Genomic DNA, 24742 nt, shown 5'->3' with positions numbered 1-24742 from the left:
GGAGTCTAGTCATGAAAGTATCTGTCAAACATATAAAAGGAATGCATTTTCAGGGTGAAGGAAGTACTAAGGTCATGACCAATATGGACGCTAGTATTAATGCTGGAGGAACTGGGCATGGAACTAGTCCAATGGAACTTCTTCTTATGTCAATCGCCGGATGTAGTGGTATGGACATTGTCGCTATTCTTCAAAAGATGCAGGTTAAAGTTCAGCGTTTTGAAACAACCGTGGAAGGTGAACGTTCTAACGACCATCCGAGAGTTTTTAAAGATATTGAAGTAGTTTATATGTTTTGGGGTAATGCTCTTCCTGAGGATAAACTTCAGCGAGCAGTACAACTTTCAATGGGTAAATATTGCAGTGTTGCTAACATGATTGATAAAGCTGCTAATTTAACCTACAGGATTGAAATTTACCCCACCAAGGGATAAACATAATTGTAATGGATTAAAAGATAGAGCCGTTCTTATATAAAGGACGGTTTTAATTTTTTATTAATCGTCAGGAATTCTCAGCGGGTTAGTTTAAATTAACAAACGATAATTGGATGGTATAAATTGGGCTGAATTATTAAATATAATTAGCAGATACTTTACAGACAATCCTTGATAGAATATACATGTTTTGTTATACTGAGAAAGGTGCAATTTGAATCAAAAGTATTCTTATTTCAGGAATTGATCAATGTTACTAAGAATTGGATATTATTGTCCGTGATTTTAGCCGCACATTGTATTTCTGCGGTAGTTTTTTTTGAAAAGGAAAACTATACAATAGAAATCTTGTTAAAAATTTAATTTGTTTTATTATTGAAGAAGGAGATAAAGCTTGCATGAAAACGAAGAGTAGAATTAGAATAAAAAAGATTTTTTTATTTTTAGGTTTCAATATTATTTTTGCATTCATCCTCGTTCCATTTGTGTTGTTTTGGGGACCTTTCCAATCTCTTAAAAATGTTGCTGTTGGAGCAGTGTACATGTCAAGGCACCCACAAGTTGTGCAGGCGTTCCTATCTCAATCTGAAATCGATCGAATTATGGCTTTAAATTCATCTCAGGGAATGAGTGAAGGAGCAACCCTAGGACGCACGAAAGTAATAACGGATAAGGATTCTGGAATCACAATTGAAGATATTCAAGGTCGCAGCTTCAAAGGAAAAGTAATGTTGATCAAAGATCCTAAGCGTGTCAAATTAGCGGTGACTCAAGAAATAGGAGTTACGGGCGAACGTGTTAGCGACTTAGTTAAGGATCTGAATGCTATTGCTGGGATTAATGCTGGTGGTTTCTACGACCCCGACGGAAAAGGAAATGGTTCATTTCCTGATGGATTAACTATGCATGACGGAAAGCTGGTCCACAACAACGTGGGTGATAAAGCTGTAAATATTGTAGGGTTTAATAATAAAGGAGAATTGGTTCTTGGTAAAATGACAGCGAACCAATTAGTAGAGAAAAATATGCGCGAGGTAGTAACCTTTGAACCTAATTTAATCGAGGATGGTAAACCAGTAATTTCCGGAGATGGTGGTTGGGGCATTGCTCCACGAACTGGAATAGGGCAAATGGCGGATGGAACCGTCATCTTTGTTGTTATTGATGGGCGACAACCTACATGGAGTATAGGGGCAACTTTGCGTGATCTTATGAATGTATTTATTGACTATCATGCAGTCAATGCAATTAACCTTGATGGAGGTTCTTCTTCAGAGCTCGTTTATAACGGAAAAATAATGAATCGACTTTGGAACATTTTCGGTGAACGGTATATCCCCACTGCCTTTGTAGTGACCCCCTAAAATTATAAATGTACTATAAAGGAGAAATCTCGCATGAAAAAGAAATTGCGTATTATATTGGTTTGGACACTAGTATCACTCCTCCTGCAATTTGGAGCTTATGCCTTTTTGAATCAACAAGTTGCTAATGTCCTATCTCCTCCAGGAGCTGACAATGTACCCATTACAAAACAACTTAAAGCAATCATTCCCGGTACCAATCTTAAAAATATTCAAATATCCTATGCTAAGGATTATTTGGCCTATACAGAAAATGGGACACTTAAAGTCTTTAATCTTACCAAAGAAAAGCTTGTTTTTGAAAAGAAACTTCCCTCCCCAACGGATCTAACAATGGGTGTACTCACGTACCAATGGTTACCCGATCGGGATACACTTATTTATTTTTATGCTAAAAAAAATCCGAATCCTGTAACGTATGTTACCGTGCAACCCACCCAGACTCCGACGACTCAACAAGAGTCGACAGTACAACCAAAAACAGAAGACCCTAACCAAAAAACTAACAAAGAAGTACCAAAAGAGACCCCAAAAGAGGTTCCAGTTAAACCCAAGGTTGAAGCACGTTATGGAAACCCTCAGATTACAGAACTATATTCTCTTGAGCTTCCAGATAGCAATGAGGATACTGCCCCTGATGATCGATTTAATCAAACAATTAGCAATTTCCCTGCAGGGGGGAAAATTGAAGAATTGGTATTCTCAACGTCGACCAATTTAATTTACTTGACAGTCAAGAACGGTACGAGTGAACTTCTTATGGAAATTGATGTTATGAAAAATGTGCGGACCATGAGCAAATCAGGTGAGTCCATAGATGATATGGCTGCTTCGGATCGATATGGAACTCTCTATATTAACAGTAAACTTGGAGGAACCCAACAAATTGTTGCTTTAAGTGGGGATAAACGAGTAGTAATTTCAAAAAATAGTAAGGATAGAGTCATAGGAGTTAGAGATGGAAAGGTGTATATTGGGGAAATAAACAATAATATGCTTGTTAAGATTAAGACAACGGCGGATCGTACGGACGTAACAATTAATCCGGCTCTTAAAACAGAGTGGGAAGGCTCTATACCCTATAAGAGTGGTATGGCGCTAATTGGTTCAAAAGGCCAGGTAGTCATTAATGATCAAAGTACTGCTTATATTATTACGAATGGTCAACTAAATGAAGTTAAATTACAAGGGGACGAAAATTACATCTCAGATGATGGTGCCGAGCTTATTCAGTTGATTCGATCGGGAACGTCTACTAATGTTGAGTTACAGCCCATCAAACAATAAAAACAAATTCTGAGGAATTGAATATCAAAAGGAGCATAACAAGAAAAAGATGGTTACTCTTAGGTCATAAGAGCAGCCATCTCTTCTTGTTATACTCCATGCTGTGTAATCCTCATTCTGATTTTAGAAGCTTATGGAGTTTCACTGGGAGCACTTTCTAATCCTTTAAGTTGGGCTTCCAGATTATCTAGCAAGGTGCGAATTTGATTCATTTGGTCAATGACAGATGACATGGTTGGTGCATTCAAGTTGGGGTTGGGAGTTTGAGGTGGCGTGCTGGGAGCTGGGATACTCTGGCCAGGTGTCGTCGGTTGAGGCGCTCCTTCACCAAAGAGTTGGGTTAATGCTGAACCAATATTATCGGTCATCACCAAACGATCTTGGTAAGCTAAGACAACTCGTTTCATTTCTGGGATACTTCCACCTTTATCTGATTGCAGATAGATTGGTTCAACATAGAGAAAGTTACCTCCGATTGGAAGAGCTAAGAGATTTCCTCGAATGACACTTGAACCTTTTTGATCCCATAAGGAAAGTTGTTTAGAAATTTCAGGGTCTTGGTCAATCCGTGATTCAATTTGTAATGGACCGTCAATTTCAATATTCTTAGGTAGCTTATAAAGTAATAATTCACCGTAATGCTCTTGATCCATTCGCGCTGCCATCCAAGCAATCATGTTATTTCGCGTATTCGTAGCGCTAGAAGCAGGGGTAAAGGGAAGCATCAGTACAAATTCAGGTTTAGCTTCACCTGGAATTTTCATGATGGTATAATAGGGTGCCACGTTTTGAGGCTTGGTTTCAAAAAGTTCTTTAGCGATGTCCCAAGAGTCTTCCTTATTGTAGAAAACCGAGGAATTAGTCATATGGAAGGTTTTAAGCATATTGCTTTGAACGCTAAAAAGCGTTTCAGGATAACGAAGGTGAGCCTTTAAGCTCTCTGACAAGCTTGAAAAATCCTTAAATACACCTGGGAATATTTTCATGTAGGTTTTTAGAATTGGGTCTTGAGGATCGATTGCATAAAAATCAACGGTTCCGTCATAAGCATCAAGGATCACTTTAACAGAGTTTCGGATGTAGTTAAATTCCTGATTTGGATACATATTAGAATAAGGAAGGGCGCCGGATGTGGTATAGGCATCCATGATCCACTTTATACGTCCGTTATCAATAACCATATAAGGGTCCATATCATAGGTTAGAAAGGGTGCTAGTTTTTGAACTCTGTCCTTTATATTACGGTACACAAGTAATTTACTCGCAGATGTCACTTCACTGGCCAGGTAGAAGCGTGGGGTCCCATGGCGTAAGGAAAGCATTAACTTATTAAGTGGGGTTAACTGGAGCCCGGTTTTACCTTTATAGGAATTTTCTGCATTTGTGTTTCCTAGGGGATAATCAAATTCTTTTACTGTAGTATTGGCGACGACCCAGTTATTGGTTAGTTCACCGAAATAGATTCGTGGCTCGGACATTTTGAATTCTGTGAACTCGCTGACCGGTGGAACATCCTTAATGGCAAAGGAGGGTAGGCCCTCGGAAGTGACGGCATTAGCAAATGAGGCAGAGGCGCCGAAACCGTGCGTGTATTTAAAACGTTCATTGACAAACGTTTTTGCCTTAGGATCCAAATCGGGAGTTGATATTTCTCTTGGACCAATCATGACTTGACGATATTCTCCATTGATGGTATATCGGTCAATATCAATATCATTAAATTTATAATAAAGTCTGATGCCTTGTTTCTGATTATAAGTTTGTAACATAGGTCGAGCATCATTAAGTCGGATGTTATTGAGAGTTCCTTCATCCGCCTTTAAAGCATCCGTTGTGATTGGTACGTTACCAGGATATTCAATGTCTTTAACCCGATCCAAACCATATCCGAATCGTGTCAATTGAATTTCATTTTGGATGTAGGGTTGTTCTTTGCTGAGTTCGTTCGGTAGAACAATAAACGATTGAACAAGTGCTGGAAAAATGCTATTCACTAGAATTCCAACTACAAAAATCCCAGTGACTGGAACGGTTAATAAGCGTGAATCGGTAAAAACAAGAGATAAGAAGGCGAAAATAGCTCCCAAGATGCTAACAACTACTAAAAGTTTTAAAGCTGGAAGAGTAATATTTAGGTCTGTAAATCCAGCTCCAACTACGTGTCCATGGACAGAATATAATAACTGAAAAATATCAAGATAATATCCAAACGCTTTTAAGGCTAGGATGATTCCTATTAAGAGTGCCAAATGTTTTCTTGAGGCTGCGCCTATTAGGATTGCTCCCTTTTGCCAAAGTTTTCTGGAACGAAAACGTATGACACCGGTTACAACATAGAAAATGAATGTGAAAAAGGTAAGCAAAAATAAAGGACCAAAAAATGCATTATATAAGGTTTGTAAAAAAGGAAGTTGAAAGAAATAAAACGCCAAATCTTTACCGAAAATTGGATCGACTTGGTTAAATTGGGTAGCATGCGTAAAGGACAAGATATCTAACCAGCCGGTGAAACCAACCACAAAGCTGACTCCAAAACTGACTATGGCTGAAATAATGAGTAACAATACTGTGACCCTTCGTTGACTTAAACTTAAGACAGGGCGGTTCATATCTTGTACTAATCTCAATCGAAGGCGTAAGCGCTCATTAACAAACGTGACAATAGAATGGCGAATCGATAGTAAAGTCCCTGCCATGAAAATAAATAATATTGTTCCGTTGACAGCTTGAAAAAGTGTTTTGCTTAAAAGTGGGGTCCAAAATAATTGAGCATATCCAAGATCTTTAAACCACAACCAATCTTCGAATAAACCACTAGAAGCGACCAAGACAGAGATAAGTATCATTAAGGCAATAAGAAATTTGATAAAACGGTGCAATAGTGACTCCTCCTTTAAACTCAAGAAATCTTGATTAACTATAAAAATATGTGCAATACTAAGATATCATAAATATATTCTTCCCACAAAAACGAAATACCTTCATTCATTTTCAAAATATGGTTTAATTTCTTTTTAAAAATTAGATTAGATATGGTATACTATGCTTAAATACCCATAAGGGGTATATTGTGGATGATCTATAAGTATTTCAAAGGAGATGAAAAGTTATGTATGACGTGATAATTGTTGGGGCAGGTCCTGCAGGCCTTACGGCTGGAATCTATGCTAGTCGTGGAGGGCTTAAGACCGCAATTGTTGAATTAGCAATGCCTGGAGGACAAGCAGCCTCGACAGAAAACATTGAGAACTATCCGGGATTCCCAAATGGTATTAATGGGTATGAGTTAATGAATTTATTTCATAAACAAGCCATAACGTTTGGGGTAGAGTTTATCTTTGAAGAAGTTCAAAAATTAGATCTTAAAGAACAGATCAAAAAAATTCACACAAATTCTCAAGTCCTCGAAGCACGTGCGATTATTATCACGGCAGGTTCCAAACCACGTTTGTTGGGTGTTCCAGGTGAGGACACATTTCGAGGGGGGGGCGTCTCTTATTGTGCTACCTGTGACGGAGCCTTTTTCAAGGGTAAAACCGTTGTCGTTGTAGGCGGGGGGGATGCTGCGCTTGAAGAAGGAGCATATCTTACTAAATTTGCGGAGGAGGTTATTATTGTACACCGTCGTACAGGTTTCCGAGCCTCACAGATCGCCATGAACCGCGCTAAAGGAAATCCGAAAATACGTTTTGAACTTAACGCCGTCGTTGAGGAAATCATGGGATCAAATCATGTAGAGGGTGTGCGTATTCAGGATGTGATAAGTGGCGTTCAACGGGAGATCCATGCTGATGGTGTCTTTATCTATGTCGGCACAGATCCAAATGGTCAATTTATTAATGAGGAAATTGAGACGGACGACCGAGGGTATATTCTTACCGATCATCGTTTACAAACCAACATTCAAGGGGTATATGCTGCAGGTGATATCCGTAATACTCCTCTACGTCAAGTGGCAACCGCTGTTGGAGATGGAGCGCTAGCTGCAGTAGAAGTAGAAAAGTACCTATCTGAATGTGATAACTAGATCAATTTTGGGAAATTCTTAAGAATTTAAAAATAATGTCGAAATTAGTCTTGAAATTTTCTGTGCTTTGTAATACGATAAAATTAATTGAATTTTACAGCTTCTAAAATATTAGAGGAATATGGAGGGGTTTTCGTGCACTTTGTGGTCTGCCTAAAGCAAGTTCCGGATACATCCGAAGTTAGGATTGATCCAATTACAAATACCCTCATGCGTGAGGGCGTGCCATCAATCATTAACCCCTATGATGCCCATGGATTGGAAGAGGCTATTCGCCTTAAGGAAAAAGTCGGAGGTAAAGTCACAATCGTTAGTATGGGCCCACCTCAAGCCAAAGAGGCTCTCAAAAAAGCAATGACGTTTGGAGCTGATCGAGCTATTTTACTTAGTGACCGTGCGTTTGGAGGGTCGGATTCCTTAGCAACAGCTTATATTCTTTCATCCGCGATCCAAAAGATACAGGAAACAGATCCGATTGACCTTGTCTTTGCTGGCAAAGAGGCCATTGATGGAGACACCGCTCAAACAGGCCCAGGAATTGCCCAACGCTTGGATTTCCCGCAGTTAACATACGCTATTAAAATTCAAGAACTTACAGAAACGACTGTAACAGTAGAACGTAAAACTGAGAGTGGTCGTCAAATTGTTCAAGCTCAGTTGCCAGCTCTGATTACTGTTGAAAAAGAACTCAATGACTTGAGGTATGCAAGCTTACCCAATATGATGAAAGCCGCAGCCTATGAGCCTGAGGTTTGGGATGTCAAGTCATTATCCTTTGATACCAAAAAAATGGGTCTAAAAGGGTCACCGACCAGTGTCTCGAGGATTTTTGCACCCCCCGGTCGCAGTGGTGGAGAAATCATGGACGGCACGAAAGATCCTGCCGCAACAGTGGCAACGGTCGTGCAAAAACTATTCCAACAAAATATCATTATGGTTAATCCCCTAGCGAAGGGAGGAAAGTCCTAATGACCGTCGCAGTTGACAAGACAAAATGTATTGGTTGTGGGGCATGTGTCGTAGAATGTCCGATTGAAGCGCTTGACCTTATTGATGGGCTGGCTGTTGTTAATCCTCAAAAATGTAATGATAATGGCAAGTGCGTCATAGTATGCCCAACAAACGCTCTCACTCTTCCCAATCAACCTGATCAACCTAAACAAGCTCTTGATCCCGAAGCGGGTTCCAAATTTGATTTAAAGGAACCTCTACCTGATACCGTCAAGGATTATGCCCAGGACAACCAAAAGAAGACGATAAGTGCACAAGCCGCGCCGGTTGCTGGAGGAGATGTCTGGAGTGGTGTTTGGGTTATTATTGAATATAGCAACGGTAAAGTGGCTCCAGTGTCTTGGGAATTATTGGGGGAAGGACGCAAACTTGCAGATTCAATTGGCTGTGGACTTTGCGGAGTGATTACGGGTTATCAAGTAGACAGTGTAATTCCTGAAGCATTTGCTTACGGTGCCGAGAAAGTATATGTCGTAGATCATCCTGCTCTTAAAGACTACCGCACGGAACCTTATGCTGAAGCAATTACGAGTCTCGTGACAAAGTATCAACCTGAGATTATTTTAATGGGTGCAACATCTATGGGAAGAGATGTTTTTCCGGCTATAGCAACAAGGGTACAAACTGGGTTAACTGCTGACTGTACAGTTCTTGGCATTGATCCAGAGACTAAACTTCTTCAACAGACACGTCCCGCTTTCGGAGGAAATATTATGGCTACGATTCTTTGTCGTACCAGCCGACCACAAATGGCAACGGTTCGCCCAAGAGTTATGGCAATGCCTGAACGTGTTGAGGGCCGAGAAGGTGAACTCATTCATGAGGATATTCCTTTTGATGAAAGTACTATTCGGACAAAAGTTCTCGAGTTTATCTCCTCCGATGCCAAGAGTGCTTTTTTGGATAAGGCTGAAATCATTGTCGCTGTTGGACTAGGAATAGCAGCTAAAAGGAACATGGTCCTTGCGGAAGAATTAGCGGAGGTCTTAGGGGCTACTATTGCTGGTTCGCGTGGAGCAGTGGAGGCAGGCTGGCTAACTCATGATCAACAAGTAGGGCAATCTGGAACTACGGTTCGTCCAAAAGTCTATATCGCCATCGGAATTTCAGGGGCAATTCAACATCTAGTTGGAATGGAAACGTCTGACTTCATTATTGCTATCAACAATGATCCAGAAGCTACCATTCTTAAAGTAGCGAATTATGGAATTGTAGGCGATCTTTTTCAAATAGTACCTGCAATGACTGCTGAATTCAAGAAACGCCTTCAGCACGGCGTGGCAAATTAAGGAGGGGCAAACATGGAAAACTTTGATGTGATCGTCGTTGGAGGCGGTCCGGCTGGCCTGTCTGCCGCGCTCAGTGCTGCCCAGGCTGGCATGAAAACAGTCGTTATTGAACGTGGAGATTATCCGGGAACTAAGAACGTAATGGGTGGGATACTTTACACAAAAGCTACGGACCTAATTGTGCCTGAATTTTGGAAAGAGGCACCCTTAGAACGTCCGATCATAGAACAGCGAATTGCAATGTTAAGCGGAGATGAGTCAATCTTAGCAGGATATCGAGACCCTGCCTGGGCTAAAGAACCCTATAATGCTCATTCTGTTTTTAGAGTTAAATTTGATCGTTGGCTAGCACAACAAGCTGAAAAAGCAGGAGTCATGATCATTCCGGAAACGATTGTCGAAAATCTTTTATATAAGGGCGACAATGTTGTTGGAGTCCGTACTGGACGCGCTGAAGGGGATTTGGGAGCCAAAGTAGTGATCATTGCGGAAGGGGTTAATAACTTCTTAGCAGTCAAAGCAGGCCTTGCTAAGCCTTTAAAGCCAGAATCAGTAGCTGTTACAGTCAAGGAAGTCATCGCCTTACCTAAAGAAAAGATTGAAGACCGCTTCTGTCTTGATGAAGGACAAGGGGCTACTATAGAATTATATGGGGATTCAACGGCAGGGATGATGGGAGTAGGCTTTATTTATACAAATAAAGAATCTATTTCAATCGGAGTTGGGGCTATTCTACAGCCATTAATTCGAAATAATTGGACCCCGAATGATCTTCTCGAGAACTTGAAATCTAAACCTTATGTTAAACGTCTTCTTCAAGGGGGAGAAACTAAGGAATACTTATCTCACCTTATACCTGAAGGTGGATATACACAAGTACCTAAGCTCCATCGTCAGGGAGTCCTTGTTGTTGGGGATACAGCAATGCTGATGAATTCCTTGAATAGAGAAGGTTCAAATCTGGCGATGATCTCGGGTAAGATTGCAGGAGAAGTTGCTGCTCAAGCAATTAAAACGGGGGATGTTAGTGATCAGGCCATGACAGTCTATGAAACTCGCTTGCGTGATTCCTTCGTGCTTAAAGACCTTCACCATTATCGACATATGGGCAAATTCTTTGAGGAAAATACTCATCTCCTGAAAGTTTATCCGAAGTTATTTTCTCAAGCTGTCAAGATGTATTTAACAGCGGATGGAACACCTAAAAAACAGCGTCAAAAGGAAATTATCAAGATGGCCTTCGAAAAGCGTTCTAAAGGCGGGTTAATTAAAGATATCTATGGGGCATGGAGGGCGCTGTTATGAAATTAGATGATAAACTTTTTTTAGTACGATTTAATACGGATAAATTAAGTCATATTAAGATTGTAGATTCTAAGGTATGCTTACAACAGTGTCAAGATAAACCTTGTACACGGTTTTGTCCGGCGCATGTTTATGATTGGGACGAAGAAGAAAAACGTATTGCGGTAGGGTATGAAGGATGTCTTGAATGTGGAACATGCCTGATTGGCTGTCCCTTTGGCAATATCGATTGGAAATACCCCAGAGGTGGATTTGGTGTATCGTGGAAGAATGGCTAATTATTTGATCAGTTGTTAGTGAAACTACGTTAATGTGTTAAGAGCAGCGGGGTTACCCCCTTGCTCTTAATTATTTTCCACCATTTATTCTCGATAATGTTCTTTTCCTTTACAGTCATTTATTCGATAGGTAGAATAGAGAGGAAGGAAGGGATAAACTAAGTATGGACGCAACACTTGAAGAAGCTTATCAAAAAGAATTACAGCTGATCGATCGACTAAAGTCCCTAAAAAAGGTCTTGGTTGCTTTTTCTGGGGGCGTAGATTCAACCTATCTGTTAGCCGTCACTCAAGAGGTGTTAAAGCTAGATTGTAAAGCCGTTTTTGCGCGTGGTGCCATGATTTCTACACGGGAACAAGAAGAAACCTTGGCTCTTGTTCGCCATCTCAAATTTCCAGTTGAGGTGATCGACTACGACATTTTATCGTTAAAGGAGTTTAGGGAGAATCCCAAGGATAGATGCTATTTCTGTAAGAAGGAGATCTTTGAGAAATTTAAGAATTTCGGAGACCAGTTTGGATACTCTACCATTATTGAGGGAACGAACTCTTCTGATATTTCTGATTTTCGGCCTGGTCTAATAGCTCTTCAAGAGTTAAACATCATTAGCCCGTTACTTGAAGTAGGTCTTACAAAACCTGAAATCCGGTATTTATCTCAACGTAGAAATTTACCTACCTGGAACAAGCCTTCTCTAGCTTGTCTGGCGTCAAGAGTCCCTTATGGAGATAAGATTACAGAAAACCTTCTTTTACGTATTGCTCAAGCTGAGGAGATCCTACATCAGAAAGGCTATCCTGAATGCAGGGTAAGAGTTCATGCAGATATTGCTCGTATTGAGATTCCTATTAGGCAGTTCCCTGAGTTTTTACAGGAACCATCAGAAATTACAAACTCGTTTTTAAAGTTGGGCTTTCGATATGTTACCTTAGATTTAATGGGTCTGCGTACGGGTAGTTTGAACCCAATCGAGTCGGAGGATTTACGATGAACGAAGAGATGTTAAAGACTTTACTTCAATCTGTTAAGCTAGGTTCATGTTCCCCAGATGAAGCGTTACAAGAATTGAAGGATCTATCATTTGAAAATTTAGGATTTGCGCGTTTAGATCATCATCGTGCCTTGCGTACTGGTCAAGCAGAGGTGATTTTCTGTCAAGGAAAGCAGCCTGAGCATATTATAACCATCTTAACGCACTTGGGTGCAAAGTCTCAAAATGTGCTGGCAACCCGTCTTGAACCGGCTAGTGCGGAAAAGGTTTTACTCCATTTTCCAAATGCCCATTATGATTCCCTTGCTCGATGTCTCCTGCTTAACCCTCTAGCTGAACCGACTATTTCTGGAAGAATTCTTATTATGACGGCTGGTACCGCAGATTTGCCTGTGGCTCAAGAGGCATATCTGACGGCTCGCTACATGGGGCACGAAGTAGATACATTATTTGATGTAGGTGTAGCGGGAATACACCGTCTACTTGTGCAGCGTGAGCTTATGGATCGAGCAGAAGTCCTGATTGTCGTTGCAGGAATGGAAGGTGCCTTGGCCAGCGTGGTGGGTGGATTAGTGGAGCAACCTGTGATTGCCGTACCGACTAGCGTAGGTTACGGTGCCCACTTTCAAGGCTTAGCTGCCTTACTTAGTATGTTAAACAGTTGTGCCTCAGGAATCGGAGTTGTTAATATTGATAACGGCTTTGGCGCCGCCTCTTTAGCTTCTGCTATTATACGAAGAATTTCAAAGTAATTGGGGAGGAACAGAAACTTGAAAGTTTTATATTGGGATACGTTTGCAGGAATCAGCGGGGATATGGCACTCGGCTCCTTGCTTGCTTTAGGTGCAGAGCCTGAAGAAATTGTTAAGCAACTTCACTCGATTGGATTAACGGAATTTGAGTTTAAAGTGAGTTCACGCCAAGTCCATGGTATTCAAGCAACTGACATTGATGTTGTCTTAGAAAAGATAGAAGAAAATCACAGTAAAGAACATAAACATGAGCATGAGCATGAGCACAGACATAATCGCCATCTCGCTGATATTCAAACGATGATTCTAAGCGGATCTTTGTCTGAACGTGCGCAAAAAAATGCTCTTCAAGTTTTTAATGTTTTGGCGGAGGCTGAGGCTCTTGTTCACGGAACCACCATCGATCATGTTCATTTTCACGAAGTAGGAGCAGTCGACTCCCTTGTTGATATCGTAGGGACCTGTATCGCTTTAGATCAGCTGAATATTGACATGATTAGGATCTCCACACTCCCGTGGTCAAGGGGCTTTGTACATTGTGCCCATGGAATTTTACCTTTGCCTGCTCCAGCCACACTCTTACTTTTACGAGGCTTTAAATTTCAAGAATCAGGGATTACGGGAGAACTAATTACTCCTACCGGCGCAGCACTCGTAAGAGCCTTAGCCCAACAATCCACCTTTCCGGAAATGACTGTACTAAATGTTGGGTATGGTTCAGGAAAAAATGACTATGGCATTCCTAGTTTGCTACGTGGGGTTTTAGGGGAGATTTAAGACCAGAGGTGTTAATATGTTCGAACTCGTTATAAACAATCTCATTCAATCAGGTTGGACAATTCATAGACTAGAAGGATATTGGGTATGTGCTACCCATGAGTCTCTGCGAAGGGGACTTTTTATTGGTAACCAAAATGAACTTCCCCAGGAGTTTCAATCATGGATGCAAAGATTTTCTGATTTTCCTAAGTTTGATGCCCTAGTTTTTTGTCCCCAGGGGATCGATTCTTCGCTTTTAAAGCAGCACCATTTCCCCAATGTTCAGTTTTGGTACTTAGATACACAAAACGGGAACTTATTTCCGTTCCCTCCATCGAATGATCCCATGATTCCTCAATGGCTAAAGCAGCTAACCAGTGGAAATCCTATTCTTTTTGAGCAAACTATTCACGCCGGGAAACTTTTTTTGCCGTTTTTTACCTATGCTGTATTAAGCATCAATCTCATCGTTTTTGTCCTGATGACTCTAGCTGGAGGTTCAACTGAGCAACGTGTTCTTATTGCCTTCGGAGCAAAAGTTAATACGCTTATTCAAGAAGGTGAATATTGGCGGTTAATTACCAGCATGTTTATTCATATTGGTGTAATACACCTCTTTTTTAATCTATATGCCTTAAAGTCACTAGGGTCACTAGCAGAAGAAGCTTTTGGACACTGGAGGTATCTTCTGATTTATTTACTCGCGGGTCTTGGAGGCTCTCTTGCCAGTTTTATCTTCTCTCCAGCACTCTCTGCAGGGGCTTCCGGGGCAATTTTTGGACTTCTTGGCGCGTTAGCCTATTATAGCTATAAACGACCTAATCTGTGGAAATCCGGCTTAGGAATGAATCTTATTATAGTCATATTAGTGAATATCGGTTTTGGATTTATCCAACCTGGTATCGATAATTTTGCTCATTTGGGTGGGCTTTTAACAGGGACTTTAATAAGTATTTTACTGACTAGATGGCATTAAAGAATTGTGCTAAGTGTTCCAAAGTTTCAAGAATATACCTAGACTTAAGAGTGTATTATTCCACTCTCAAGGGACAAAATACAACCAAGAACTTGCGGTTTTTTAGCAAGGTGGCTTTAATCAATGCCATCGTTAGTTAAGAAAACGTGAGTTCTCTTCTAGTAAAATGATAAAAAAATACATAGCAGGAACCATGAATTTATTCTTTCTGATAGGACTAGGAACGACGTAGTTAGATGCTATAATGAAGATAGAAGAGCTTGGAACTTCCTCTTATAGAAGTGATAGTCTTAGAAGTGATAGAAGGGACGCATTTTGGAAAATGAGCAAACGAATCAATTATTTTTCGCGCGATCATTGGATCCGAGTTATCCTATCTATGGTGATCCTCCTCATTTTGGGGAGACTTGTATTACTACAAGTTGTTCAAGCCCCAGATCTTAAAGCTAAAGGAATTGAACGTCGAACGATTGATCAAAGCATTCGGCCGGATAGAGGAACTATTTTTGACACTCAAGGTAATGTTTTAGCTCAGAATATTCCAGTCAAAGAAATCTATGCGGATCCTAAAGCTCTCAGTGAATCAATTTCCAAAAACCAATTTAAAAAAACAAAAGAAGATGCTGCTAAGGAACTCGCAACTATTCTAGGACTTGATTCTAAGGACATCCTTGAGAAGCTAACGAAGGATTCGTTATGGATTAGTTTAGCACATCAAGTGGATATTCATAAAGCAGAGCAAATTATGGCTCTAAAAATTCCAGGAGTGGGGCTCAATGAAGAAGAAAAACGTATTTATCCCATGGGAATGTTTGCCGCTTCAGCCCTTGGGATCGTCAATCGTGAAGGGCATGGAGTCGAGGGAGTAGAATATTATTATGACAAGGAGTTATTTGGCAAGCCTGGCTTCCAATCCCAGGAACAGGATACTCGAGCAAGCTTTATACTTGATGCCCTCCATCAAAGCGCGCCTTCAAGTCATGGAAACTCCCTTACATTAACCATCGATTCTACGATTCAATATTTTATTGAGCAGCAACTTGATCAGGCATACCAATCAACCAAGCCCAAAAGTGTTACGATTTTAGCCATGGATCCAACAACTGGGCGAGTATTAGGCATGGGATCTCGTCCCTCCTTTGATCCGACTGATTATGATAAAGTAACACCCGAAGTTCGCCGCAACTTAGCGATCGGTATGTCCTACGAGCCAGGATCAACGTTTAAAATCATTACAGGATCAGCCGCTTTGGAAGAAGGAGTTATCAGTCCAAATGATACCTTTAAAGATCCTGGCTACCTAGACATCGCACCTCGACGAATCACAAATTGGGACTCTGATCTAAAACCGCACGGTAACCCCACGTTTACTGAAGGGATGAAACTGTCATCGAATGTTGTACTTGCTCAGGTTGGAGAAAAGTTGGGTAAAACGGCGTTTGATACGTATCTAAAAGCTTTCGGTTTTGGAGCTAAAACAGGTATCGATATCTCCGGAGAAGAAACAGGAATACTCCTTCCACCAGACAAAGTTCGAGATATCGACCTTGCTACAATGTCCTTTGGACAAGCCAATTCAGTGACACCGATCCAATTATTGTCTGCCATTTCTGCTGTCGCTAATGGGGGTACTCTCTATCGTCCATATATTGTGGACAAAATTACTAATTCTGAGGGGCAACTAATAAAACAGCAAAAACCAACTCCCATACGCCAAGTAATCTCAAAATCAACTGCTTCACAAATGACAGAAATCCTCGAACAAGTTGTTGCCGATGGCACTGGTCATCTGGCTAAAATTCCTGGTGTCAATGTCGCGGGTAAGACAGGTACCGCTCAGAAAGTTGATCCGAAAACAGGAGAATATTCCAGTACTGACTATATTGCCTCTTTTGCTGCCTATGCACCCGCTGAAAATCCAAAAATCGCTGTGCTCATTATTATTGATACCCCAAATACCGAGGAAGGTCATCAAGGGGGTTCATTAGGAGGACCGAGGGCAAAAGCGATTATTGAGGGAGCTTTACAATATTATGGTTTACCCGTGGCAAATAATACACAGAGTACGGTTAGTATTTCACCCAATGATTCTGCAGTAAGGCCTACTCCACAACCAGTAATACCTGAACGAACCCCAGTCGGGGGTGAAGTTATTATTCCGAATTTATTAGGTATGACAATGCGTCAAGCTGGTGAAACCTTAGCAAAATCTGAACTTCATTTTAACTTTACGGGTAGCGGCTTAGTTAATCAGCAATCACCGCCAGCAGGAAAAGTCGTGATTAAGGGAACAATTGTCGATGTCAAGTTTTCTTCCTTATCTCAGTGATTAGAGCGCTAAATTTCAGGCTAGCTCTTCTGCTACAAACTTATAAATTTGGGTAACCTAGGATGAGTATTGAGTTAGAATATAGTCACCCAATTATTGAAGAAGGTGACTTGAAAGATATTAGAAATTACGGAGGAATAAATAATGCGTCTTGACCAAAATATTGATTCGATTAAAGAAGATTTAGTCTCTGCTATCAGGACATGTATTCAGATTAAGAGTGTTAAGGATGTTGAGCATGCTGCTCCAGGTGCTCCATTTGGACCCGGAATTAAAGAAGCTTTAGAATGGACCTTGGCATTAGGAGAAAAGTTTGGTTTTACTGTTAAAAACGTTGAAGGATACGCAGGTCACATAGAAATGGGCGAAGGGGAGCTTCTGGGGATTTTAGGTCATTTAGACGTGGTGCCGGAAGGGGATGGATGGTCTGTTCCTCCTTATAGTGCTGCTATTAAAGATGGGAAAATTTATGGTCGCGGCGCATTAGATGATAAAGGGCCTACTTTAACAGCGCTTTTTGCTATGAAAGCTATAAAAGATGCGGGAATTCCTTTAAATATGAAAGTTCGTTTGATCTTAGGAACGGATGAAGAGTCTGGCTGGGCGGACATGGATTATTATCTTAAGCAGGAACAGGTACCGAAGTTAGGATTTGCGCCAGATGCAGAATTCCCACTAATTCATGCGGAGAAAGGGATTCTACATTTGGAATTAAGTCAATCCCAGATCTCATCCCTTCCACACCTTGTACATATACAAGGAGGGGAACGTGCCAATGTTGTTCCAGATCTTTGTGAGGTAACCTTAAAGGGGATTTCGGAAGAACTAATTGCAAAGTCATTGAGAGGTTTTCCGTTTCCAGAAGGGGTTAGTGGAATGCTGGATAATCAAGCATCAGACCAAGAAATTAGGCTTTTTTTCAATGGAGTGGGAGCCCATGGCAGCCTTCCTCAAAATGGAAAAAACGCCGTCATTTATGCCTTGCAATTTCTTAGAACATTGCCACTTGACACTAAGGAACAACACTTGATTGATAAAATCTTAAAATTTCCTGGCACAGGCTTTTATGGAGAGGGTTTTGGAATTACTCTAAGTGATGAACCCTCGGGAAAGCTATCCCTCAACCTAGGCATTTTAGAATTGAGTTCCGACCAGATGCGTTATGTGATCGATATCCGGTATCCTGTTACCTATAAACGGGACGACGTATTGCTTCCCATTGAAAGAATCGCCAAGACTGAGAAGCTAACGTTAAACGTTTTAAGCCACCAAGCCGCACATCACGTTCCCAAAGACAGCGCCTTGGTACAGTCTCTACTTAAAGCTTATTCTGATGTAACTGGACTCGAATCCTTTGCTTTTGCAATTGGTGGTGGAACCTATGCCAAAGCGTTACCTCAAGGGGTTGCCTTTGGTCCTGTTTTCCCAGGTGAACCTGAAGTGATTCATTGTCCTGATGAGTATATTTCGATTGATAATCTTCTTTTAACAACTAAAGTTTACGCACAAGCAATTCTTAATTTAGCGGCTGACCCCGAAAATTGATACTCTGATTAAATGCTCACCACGAAATGATTAGTGATCGCAGCAAGAGAAATAAGCTCACTGGCATAATCTTCCGAAATTTCTTCTGTGACATACTCGTTTAACCTATTTGGGCTACCATGGACTAAAAGCAATCGTTTATCCGCTATAGTTACCCGTATTTCCTAAGGGAGTTTTCTTAAAAATTCTTTATTTTCTTCGGAGGTGTGATTCTTGGTCCAAATTATAGATTCATGTCCTAAAGCCTCAGCTGTAGCATCCTTGTAGTCACAACCACAAATAAATCGCTGATAACCAATTCCATCATCATAGTTACCCATGACTGTCGGGATGTTCTTCTCTTTGATTAAATCAATAACTTCGTTGGGAACGGGGCATATCCTACTAAATCACCAACACAATAAATCCTGTCAACTTGTTGTTCTTCAATATCTTTTAGCACAGCCTTTAGAGCAACGACATTGGCATGAATATCCGATATAATTGCAATTCTTGTTATAAATTTACTCGTCCTCAAAATGTATTTTTAGATCCTAAAAGTGCTAACCCCAGTTTGTAAGTTCTGGGCCAAGTCTGTCAGACTTTGACACGATAAGTTAATCTGATTGATAGACGCTGTGAATTCTTCAATTGCCGCGGAAACGGTGGTTGCCTGGTCGGCAGTAACCTGGCTGACAGCACCGATGTGCTGAATTCCTGAAACGATTTGTTGACTTCCGCCCGCCATTTGCTGTATGGAAGAGGCAATCCCACCTACTTGTTCGGAAACTTCAATCACCATATTTAATATATCAGATAGGCCAAGACCAGCGGTGTTTACCACCTTAATTCCATCGTTAACGTGAACTTCTTCTGCATCAATAGCAACGATAACACGATTGATGTTATTCCTGTTTACAACCACTAAAGCAGTGATTTGTCCAGTCGCTACTTTGGCCTTTTCAGCCAACTTGCGAACCTCTTCAGCCACTACAGAGAAGCCACGCCCCTGCTCGCCAGCACGGGCAGCCTCGATAGCGGCGTTTAAGGCCAGAAGATTTGTTTGTTCTGTAATACCAGTTATTAAGCTAGCGATATCCGCTATCTGTTCAGAGCCCTCAGCCAATAAGGTGATAGTTTCTTTAACAACTCGATTACCCCTGCTGATGTTGCCCATTTGCTCAATAGCCTGAGTAAGAGCCCTTTGCCCATTTTCAGTAGTCGTAGTTGTTTTTGAGGTGAGGGTAGTGACGCGCTGGCCTGCCTCCGCTACCATTTGAATGTTAATGTTCATTTGTTCCATAGCCGCTACGGTCTCGTTAACTGCACCGGCTTGTTTTTCCGTACCACCAGCCACCTTGGCTATGGAAAGTGCTATTTGGCCAGAGGCACTTGAACTTTGTTCCGTAATATTTAAAAGCTGGTGAGCTGAGGTAGCAACGTCCGTCGATGACGCAGAGACTTGTTTGACCAAGCCTGACAGATTATCCGTCATAAGATTAAAGGCCTCTGCAAGTTGTCCAACTTCGTCCTTGGAGGTCGTTTTTAACTTGGTCACCCTAAGATTTCCTGAGGCAAGCTCTCGAACGTTTGTTAGCATTATTTGTAGAGGTTTGGCGATGGCTCGGGCCACCAGAGCTCCAATGATAAATGCCAGAACAGCGACGGCCAGTGGGAAACCTAATAGCATTTTCACCGTTTGTGCAGAATTAAGATTTTCGCGCAAAATGCTACTTTTTGCTTTCTGAGTGCTAAACTCTACGAGTTCAGCGAGCATAGTTTGAATATCGTCTAAGTCTTTGGTAGCGTTATTAGAAAAGTAGATATAGGCTCCTTCTTTGTCCCCGCTATCCATTAGCGAAACTACCTTTTGCCATTCGTCGCTGTATTTTTGCAGTGAGTCCCTCACATTCGCCAGTTTGTTAACTTCAAAGGGCTCTTTAGCAAGGGGGGTATAGTTGTCCAGTGATACGGTGGTTAAGCCTTTTAGTACAGTAGTCTGAATGAGTAGGTTTTGCTTCTTGGAAGCGTCAAGAGGGGCTAAGATAAGTTCTACGTTTACACTACGCATCATACGCATATTGGAATTGGCATCATTAATAAATTTTACTGAAATCAGAGCATTTGAATAGGCATCATTCATGGCTACTTTGGATTGATTATAAAAATAATACCCCATAAAACTTAAACCGAGCATGAATACTACCATGACAAGGACTAAGGCATTAATTTTGTAGAACGTTTTCCAGTTGTAAAACCATTTCATTTACATTACTCCTCCTATCGTAATAAAAAAGAGTTTCCTCTCAATGCCTTAACTTCTTTCTTGATTTGGGCAGCTCGTTCAGAAACGAGTAAAGGCGTCCAATTTCGGTCCGTGGTGTTTATGATCAGGCCGGCTAGGGCAACGCTAAGGTTTTCTGTACCAGGTAACTGCTCGCAAGATTGTTCAAATTGGGCGAGGATGTTGACTGCTAACTTTTCCAAGTCTGAGGGGGAAGAAATTATAATAAAATCGTCGCCTCCTATGTGTCCGACAAAGGTTTTTCCAGCGGTTTTAAATGACTCATTTAGCAAAACCTCACTTAACATTTTGATAGCAACATCACCTCGTTGAAAACCGTATAAGTCGTTATAATATTTGAATTTGTTAAGGTCAACATATAATAGGCCAAAGGTCAAACCGCGTTCTAAATGTTGTCGAATCTCCTGGTCAATTCAGTTGCCTGGCAACCCAGTCAGCGGGTTAGCTCCTTGGGCAAGCTGAATCTGCCTTTCGGATATAGCTTTAATTAGATTTGCCACGGAAACCATACCAACCGGCTTGCGTTGGTTAGCCACAATAATGCCGTCATACAGCTGGGCATCCGAGCGTTGCATAGCTAAACTAGACACCACTTCCAAAGGAGTGGTGTCTTCCACTATGAGCGGATTTGAGTCCATTATAACGGAAACAGTTTTCTCTAAAAAAAGAGAGACACCATAGCGGGTACCTAGCGCGGCAAAAAGTCTGTCGCGCTGCATCACACCAACAATACGGGAGTTTTCGGTTATCCCCACCAGCCATTGGTTTGGGTGCTCGCGGAAGTAAGTTTCGATGGAACTGACAAGGGCGTTGGTATCGAACAAGGGTATGGGCTCTACCATGGAAAGAACAGGGCTTTGATCTATAGATTTAAGCCGACGCACTGGATCTAGGATCTCCATAACGGCTGGATTAATGATTTTTCGTTCAAAAGTGGGTCTTGCAACAAAGAAGCCCTGTACGTAGTCCACTCCCAATTGGACCACAGTACGCATTTCCTCTGCCGTTTCCACTCCTTCTGCGATGATACGGCACCCTATACGCTTAGAAAAGGTGACAAAGGTCTCCAGCAAGGCCCATTTTATAGGATCAGTATTCACTCCCTGAATTAAAGATCGGTCAATTTTAAGAAAGTCAGGATGTAGCTCCGCTACGGACTGTAACGAGGAGTAGCCGGCTCCAACGTCATCCAAAGCAATTAGGTAACCCTGATTACGATAATGATCTAAAGCATCACGGAACGTGGAGAAATCCTCGATTGCACTTCGTTCGGTAATTTCCAGGACAACATCCGTTGGGGCTAACCCTTTCTCACTAAGTAATTTTCTAGTATGACCAGAGGCAAACTCGGGGTCGATTAGGACTTGAGGGTTAATGTTGAGGAAGAGCATTTCTTTGTTTTGGACAACATTAGGGTAGGAATTAATAGCTTGGCGCCGGCAATGTGTTTCGATCGGATAGAGCTGACCTATTTTTTCGGCAAAGGGGAAGAGTTCAGCAATATTGTTAAAACAAGTGGAGCCTGGTATACGGGCCAACGCTTCAAACCCAAACACCTCTCCACTTCGTGTTTCAATAATTGGTTGAAAAGCGGCTTTCAAGTACTTGTCGGGTTTTTCGATCAGATGGGTAATCTCTTCACGGCGCGCAAAAAAATTGGGATCTGGTTCGGATTTGTTAAGAAGGAAGGCCTCTTTCACAGCCGCATACAGTAAATAATCGGCACTTCGGCCGACTTCGTTGATACACTGGGCGAGTCCGGAACGAAGGCTTATTTTCTCGTTAACTAGCTTTCTAATTCTGCGGTTAAACCTTTCTTCCATAGGGCGAACCCATTGTTCGATGACTTCGGTTATGTCCCAATGTATGGTTTCTCCCGGAACAAAATAAACAACGAAGTCATCCCCACCTCTGCATTCTATATGAGAGAACAAATAGAGGCTGCGTTGCTGTTTAAGTGTAAGATTAAGTTCATTTTCAATTTCAGCCAGAATTTGGTTACAGATTTTGTACCCATAACGAAATTCCACCTCCTGAAATTTAATGATATCAAGATATAACACCCAGATTGTTTTCTTGTCCCTAAGTAGACGGTATAGCTTTTGTTGGCTCATATCTACCGACTTAAACATTTGGAAACTCCTTCTTTGACCCAGCATCGTGCCTAATTTGAGTCTGTTACAATGTATAATATCCTTACTACATAATAGTATCTAATTGTAAAAATCTAATTAAGTGAATGTAAATTTATTGTTAAATTTATCCTCTTTAGAGTTTTTAAACTAATTTTAAGATAAGTATAATGTTGCTGTTTCAGTAATAACAATATTTGTTATTACTGAAACAGCAACATAAACAACTCTATAAATAATTAACTCAAATTTAACAGAACTTAGTTGTTTCTTAACATGAGAATAATACTTCCTTTACAGTCATGCGATAAAATTGTCTTAAGAACATAGGAAAGGTGTTGACTTGGACATGTATGATAGGATTATTGGTCAGACACTTGGGAGGATGACAAAGTTGCTTCTTGCTTCAGCGGGCCCCTTGCAATATTTTCTCGACACACCAGGCGTAACCCATGTTCAATGTCTGGAACAGGCCTATATTACTTTAAAGCAGGATGGAAAAGAGGATGTAGTCAGATTATTCAAGGCACATCACTCGACACTGACAAAAGGTTTATACTGGGCTGACCGCGGTTGGAAAAACGTCAATCATTTTTATAGCCATCCCGATAAGCAAGGACTCATTAGCTGGCCGGGCGCAACAGCCGAGTGTCAATATTATTTCAACAAGGCTTTTACTTTTTTCCCAAAGAACGTCGATAAAGGAATGTTCTTTTTGGGCGCAGCGCTACACCTAGTACAAGACATGTGTGTTCCACACCATTCCTTAGGGATTCTTTTCGACGGTCACAAAGAGTTCGAAACATGGGCAACCAATAACTGGGGCATGTTTCCTGCAATATGTGGTATGTATTTGCCGTTTTTATATCCAGCCCAATGGATTGAGCATAATGCTAGCGTTTCCGGTCCGCTATATTCCTTGGTATCTCAGGTGGAGGGATGTTCTGAAGAGAGCTATCAAAAGGCATCAGAAATATTGATCCCGCTGACAATTGCCACTTCAGCGGGTTTTTTGAATTTTGCCCGGAACCAATTAGACAGTTTAACCTTACGCCTCGCGTAAATAATCAGAATAAGGAAATTGAGAGGGAGGGCTAGAAATGAAACAATTAAGGATTCTCGTATTCTCTGCAGCGTTCGGAAATGGACATTTTCGGGCGGCAGAAGCAATTATTGAAGGCATACGACTCAAGGAGCCCTATGCAGAAATTATTCATTTAGATTTCGGAGATTTTTTGAGTAAACGGTTGAACACCATGGCTAAAAGCTTATACATGGAGATGATTAAACATACCCCGAGGCTTTGGGGACGATTTTATGATAAAACAGCTAGGCTACAACCTAAGTCGATGATGCAACGTTTTCTGAATCACATAGGGCGCAGTGATTTTCTTAAATACATTCAGGCATTTGAACCAGATCTCATCGTCTGTACTTATCCTACAGTTTCTTCGATTCTAGCCCAACTCAGGCTGGAACGTATTCTTAATGTTCCGGTAGTTACTGTAATCACCGATTATACTGTTCACAGTCTTTGGGTCCATCCAGGTGTTGATCGTTACATGGTGGCTTGTAAGGAAGTAAAGAAAAGTTTAGTGTCCTGGGGAATTGAACCACAACGTGTTTATGTGACGGGGATCCCAGTCAGTCCGAAATTCGAACGAGAAATGGATCGAGGGCACATTGTTTCCAAATTAGGTTTAAAGCCAAAGCTACCCACCTTTTTAGTGATGGGAGGTGTGTATGAGGTCGAAATTGTGAAGAGAATCTGCATGCAACTTGCAGATTCTCTCATTCCAGTTCAAACTATTATTGTCTGTGGAAAGAATGAAAAGCTATATAACTCGTTAGTAGAAGTAAATGTCCAGGCTCGTAACCTCATCGTGCGGTTGGGGTATGTTCATAATGTTGAGGAATTAATGGAGGTTTCCGATCTGATTATAACTAAGGCGGGTGGATTAACGGTTTCCGAGGC

20 protein-coding genes and 1 pseudogene are annotated in these 24742 nt (G+C 41.2%); 16 read left to right on the top strand and 5 right to left on the bottom strand.

The window, feature by feature from the left end; translation table 11 throughout:
• Positions 1-11 precede the first annotated feature (11 nt).
• The 3 genes from UF75_RS07405 (at position 12) to UF75_RS07395 (ending at position 3088) form a co-directional block, all read left to right on the top strand.
• On the top strand, positions 12-434 hold the full coding sequence (locus UF75_RS07405; protein ID WP_045573968.1) for an OsmC family protein: 423 nt from the start codon (positions 12-14) through the stop codon (positions 432-434).
• A gap of 401 nt (positions 435-835) precedes the next feature.
• A complete protein-coding gene (locus UF75_RS07400; protein ID WP_045573967.1) occupies positions 836-1801 on the top strand; it encodes a phosphodiester glycosidase family protein in 966 nt (321 codons plus the stop codon).
• A 33-nt stretch (positions 1802-1834) separates the two neighbouring features.
• Entirely contained in the window at positions 1835-3088 is a 1254-nt protein-coding gene (locus tag UF75_RS07395; protein ID WP_045573966.1) for a hypothetical protein, read from the top strand.
• Positions 3089-3219: 131 nt separating this feature from the next.
• Here the strand turns inward: UF75_RS07395 and UF75_RS07390 are convergent, their stop codons facing one another.
• Positions 3220-5967 (bottom strand): UPF0182 family protein, encoded by a 2748-nt coding sequence (locus UF75_RS07390; RefSeq protein ID WP_045573965.1) that lies wholly within the window; start codon positions 5965-5967, stop codon positions 3220-3222.
• A gap of 230 nt (positions 5968-6197) precedes the next feature.
• On the opposite strand from UF75_RS07390, the gene trxB reads away from it, so the two are divergent.
• The 11 genes from trxB to pepV all read left to right on the top strand — a co-directional run bounded on the left by trxB (position 6198) and on the right by pepV (position 18351).
• The gene (gene trxB, locus UF75_RS07385) at positions 6198-7115 is read left to right on the top strand and encodes a thioredoxin-disulfide reductase (RefSeq protein WP_045573964.1); all 918 of its coding nucleotides are present in this window, start codon (positions 6198-6200) and stop codon (positions 7113-7115) included.
• A 135-nt stretch (positions 7116-7250) separates the two neighbouring features.
• A complete protein-coding gene (locus UF75_RS07380; protein WP_045573963.1) occupies positions 7251-8084 on the top strand; it encodes an electron transfer flavoprotein subunit beta/FixA family protein in 834 nt (277 codons plus the stop codon).
• Positions 8084-9415 (top strand): electron transfer flavoprotein subunit alpha, encoded by a 1332-nt coding sequence (locus tag UF75_RS07375; protein ID WP_045573962.1) that lies wholly within the window; start codon positions 8084-8086, stop codon positions 9413-9415. Before UF75_RS07380 ends, UF75_RS07375 begins: the two co-directional genes overlap by 1 nt.
• A 12-nt stretch (positions 9416-9427) precedes the next feature.
• Positions 9428-10720 (top strand): FAD-dependent oxidoreductase, encoded by a 1293-nt coding sequence (locus UF75_RS07370; RefSeq protein WP_045573961.1) that lies wholly within the window; start codon positions 9428-9430, stop codon positions 10718-10720.
• The gene (locus tag UF75_RS07365) at positions 10717-10998 is read left to right on the top strand and encodes a 4Fe-4S dicluster domain-containing protein (protein WP_045573960.1); all 282 of its coding nucleotides are present in this window, start codon (positions 10717-10719) and stop codon (positions 10996-10998) included. The genes UF75_RS07370 and UF75_RS07365 overlap by 4 nt, the downstream gene beginning before the upstream one ends.
• 164 nt (positions 10999-11162) lie before the next feature.
• On the top strand, positions 11163-11990 hold the full coding sequence (larE, locus tag UF75_RS07360) for an ATP-dependent sacrificial sulfur transferase LarE (protein ID WP_045573959.1): 828 nt from the start codon (positions 11163-11165) through the stop codon (positions 11988-11990).
• Positions 11987-12742, top strand: coding sequence for a nickel pincer cofactor biosynthesis protein LarB (larB, locus tag UF75_RS07355; RefSeq protein ID WP_045573958.1), 756 nt, complete (start codon positions 11987-11989; stop codon positions 12740-12742). Before larE ends, larB begins: the two co-directional genes overlap by 4 nt.
• Positions 12743-12760: 18 nt before the next feature.
• Positions 12761-13519 carry a LarC family nickel insertion protein gene (locus tag UF75_RS07350; protein WP_045573957.1) on the top strand — a complete coding sequence of 253 codons (759 nt, stop codon included), beginning with the start codon at positions 12761-12763 and terminating at the stop codon, positions 13517-13519.
• Between the two features lie 16 nt (positions 13520-13535).
• Positions 13536-14477 carry a rhomboid family intramembrane serine protease gene (locus UF75_RS07345; protein WP_052693067.1) on the top strand — a complete coding sequence of 314 codons (942 nt, stop codon included), beginning with the start codon at positions 13536-13538 and terminating at the stop codon, positions 14475-14477.
• Between the two features lie 322 nt (positions 14478-14799).
• Positions 14800-16806 (top strand): penicillin-binding transpeptidase domain-containing protein, encoded by a 2007-nt coding sequence (locus UF75_RS07340; RefSeq protein ID WP_045573956.1) that lies wholly within the window; start codon positions 14800-14802, stop codon positions 16804-16806.
• Between the two features lie 144 nt (positions 16807-16950).
• On the top strand, positions 16951-18351 hold the full coding sequence (pepV, locus tag UF75_RS07335; protein ID WP_045573955.1) for a dipeptidase PepV: 1401 nt from the start codon (positions 16951-16953) through the stop codon (positions 18349-18351).
• Positions 18352-18515: 164 nt separating this feature from the next.
• Here the strand turns inward: pepV and UF75_RS29945 are convergent, their stop codons facing one another.
• From UF75_RS29945 to UF75_RS07320, 4 genes and pseudogenes are all read right to left on the bottom strand, one after another.
• Positions 18516-18671: a hypothetical protein gene (locus tag UF75_RS29945; protein ID WP_242860159.1), complete on the bottom strand. Its 156-nt coding sequence runs from the start codon at positions 18669-18671 to the stop codon at positions 18516-18518.
• A 26-nt stretch (positions 18672-18697) separates the two neighbouring features.
• Complete coding sequence (locus UF75_RS29940; protein ID WP_242860158.1) at positions 18698-18868, bottom strand: metallophosphoesterase family protein; 171 nt, start codon at positions 18866-18868, stop codon at positions 18698-18700.
• Between the two features lie 9 nt (positions 18869-18877).
• Complete coding sequence (locus UF75_RS07325) at positions 18878-20596, bottom strand: methyl-accepting chemotaxis protein (protein ID WP_045573954.1); 1719 nt, start codon at positions 20594-20596, stop codon at positions 18878-18880.
• Between the two features lie 14 nt (positions 20597-20610).
• Positions 20611-22767, bottom strand: a pseudogene (locus UF75_RS07320) (EAL domain-containing protein).
• Between the two features lie 385 nt (positions 22768-23152).
• Between UF75_RS07320 and UF75_RS07315 the strand changes: the two are divergent.
• Both UF75_RS07315 and UF75_RS07310 read left to right on the top strand, forming a co-directional pair.
• On the top strand, positions 23153-23830 hold the full coding sequence (locus UF75_RS07315; RefSeq protein ID WP_242860157.1) for a zinc dependent phospholipase C family protein: 678 nt from the start codon (positions 23153-23155) through the stop codon (positions 23828-23830).
• Between the two features lie 37 nt (positions 23831-23867).
• Positions 23868-24742 (top strand): UDP-N-acetylglucosamine--LPS N-acetylglucosamine transferase (locus tag UF75_RS07310; protein ID WP_045573952.1); only part of this gene is annotated, 875 nt, incomplete at its 3' end.

This window comes from Desulfosporosinus sp. I2 (assembly GCF_000960765.1).
In the GTDB taxonomy this organism is placed as follows: domain Bacteria; phylum Bacillota; class Desulfitobacteriia; order Desulfitobacteriales; family Desulfitobacteriaceae; genus Desulfosporosinus.
This window is presented reverse-complemented; position numbering and strand designations above follow the sequence as displayed.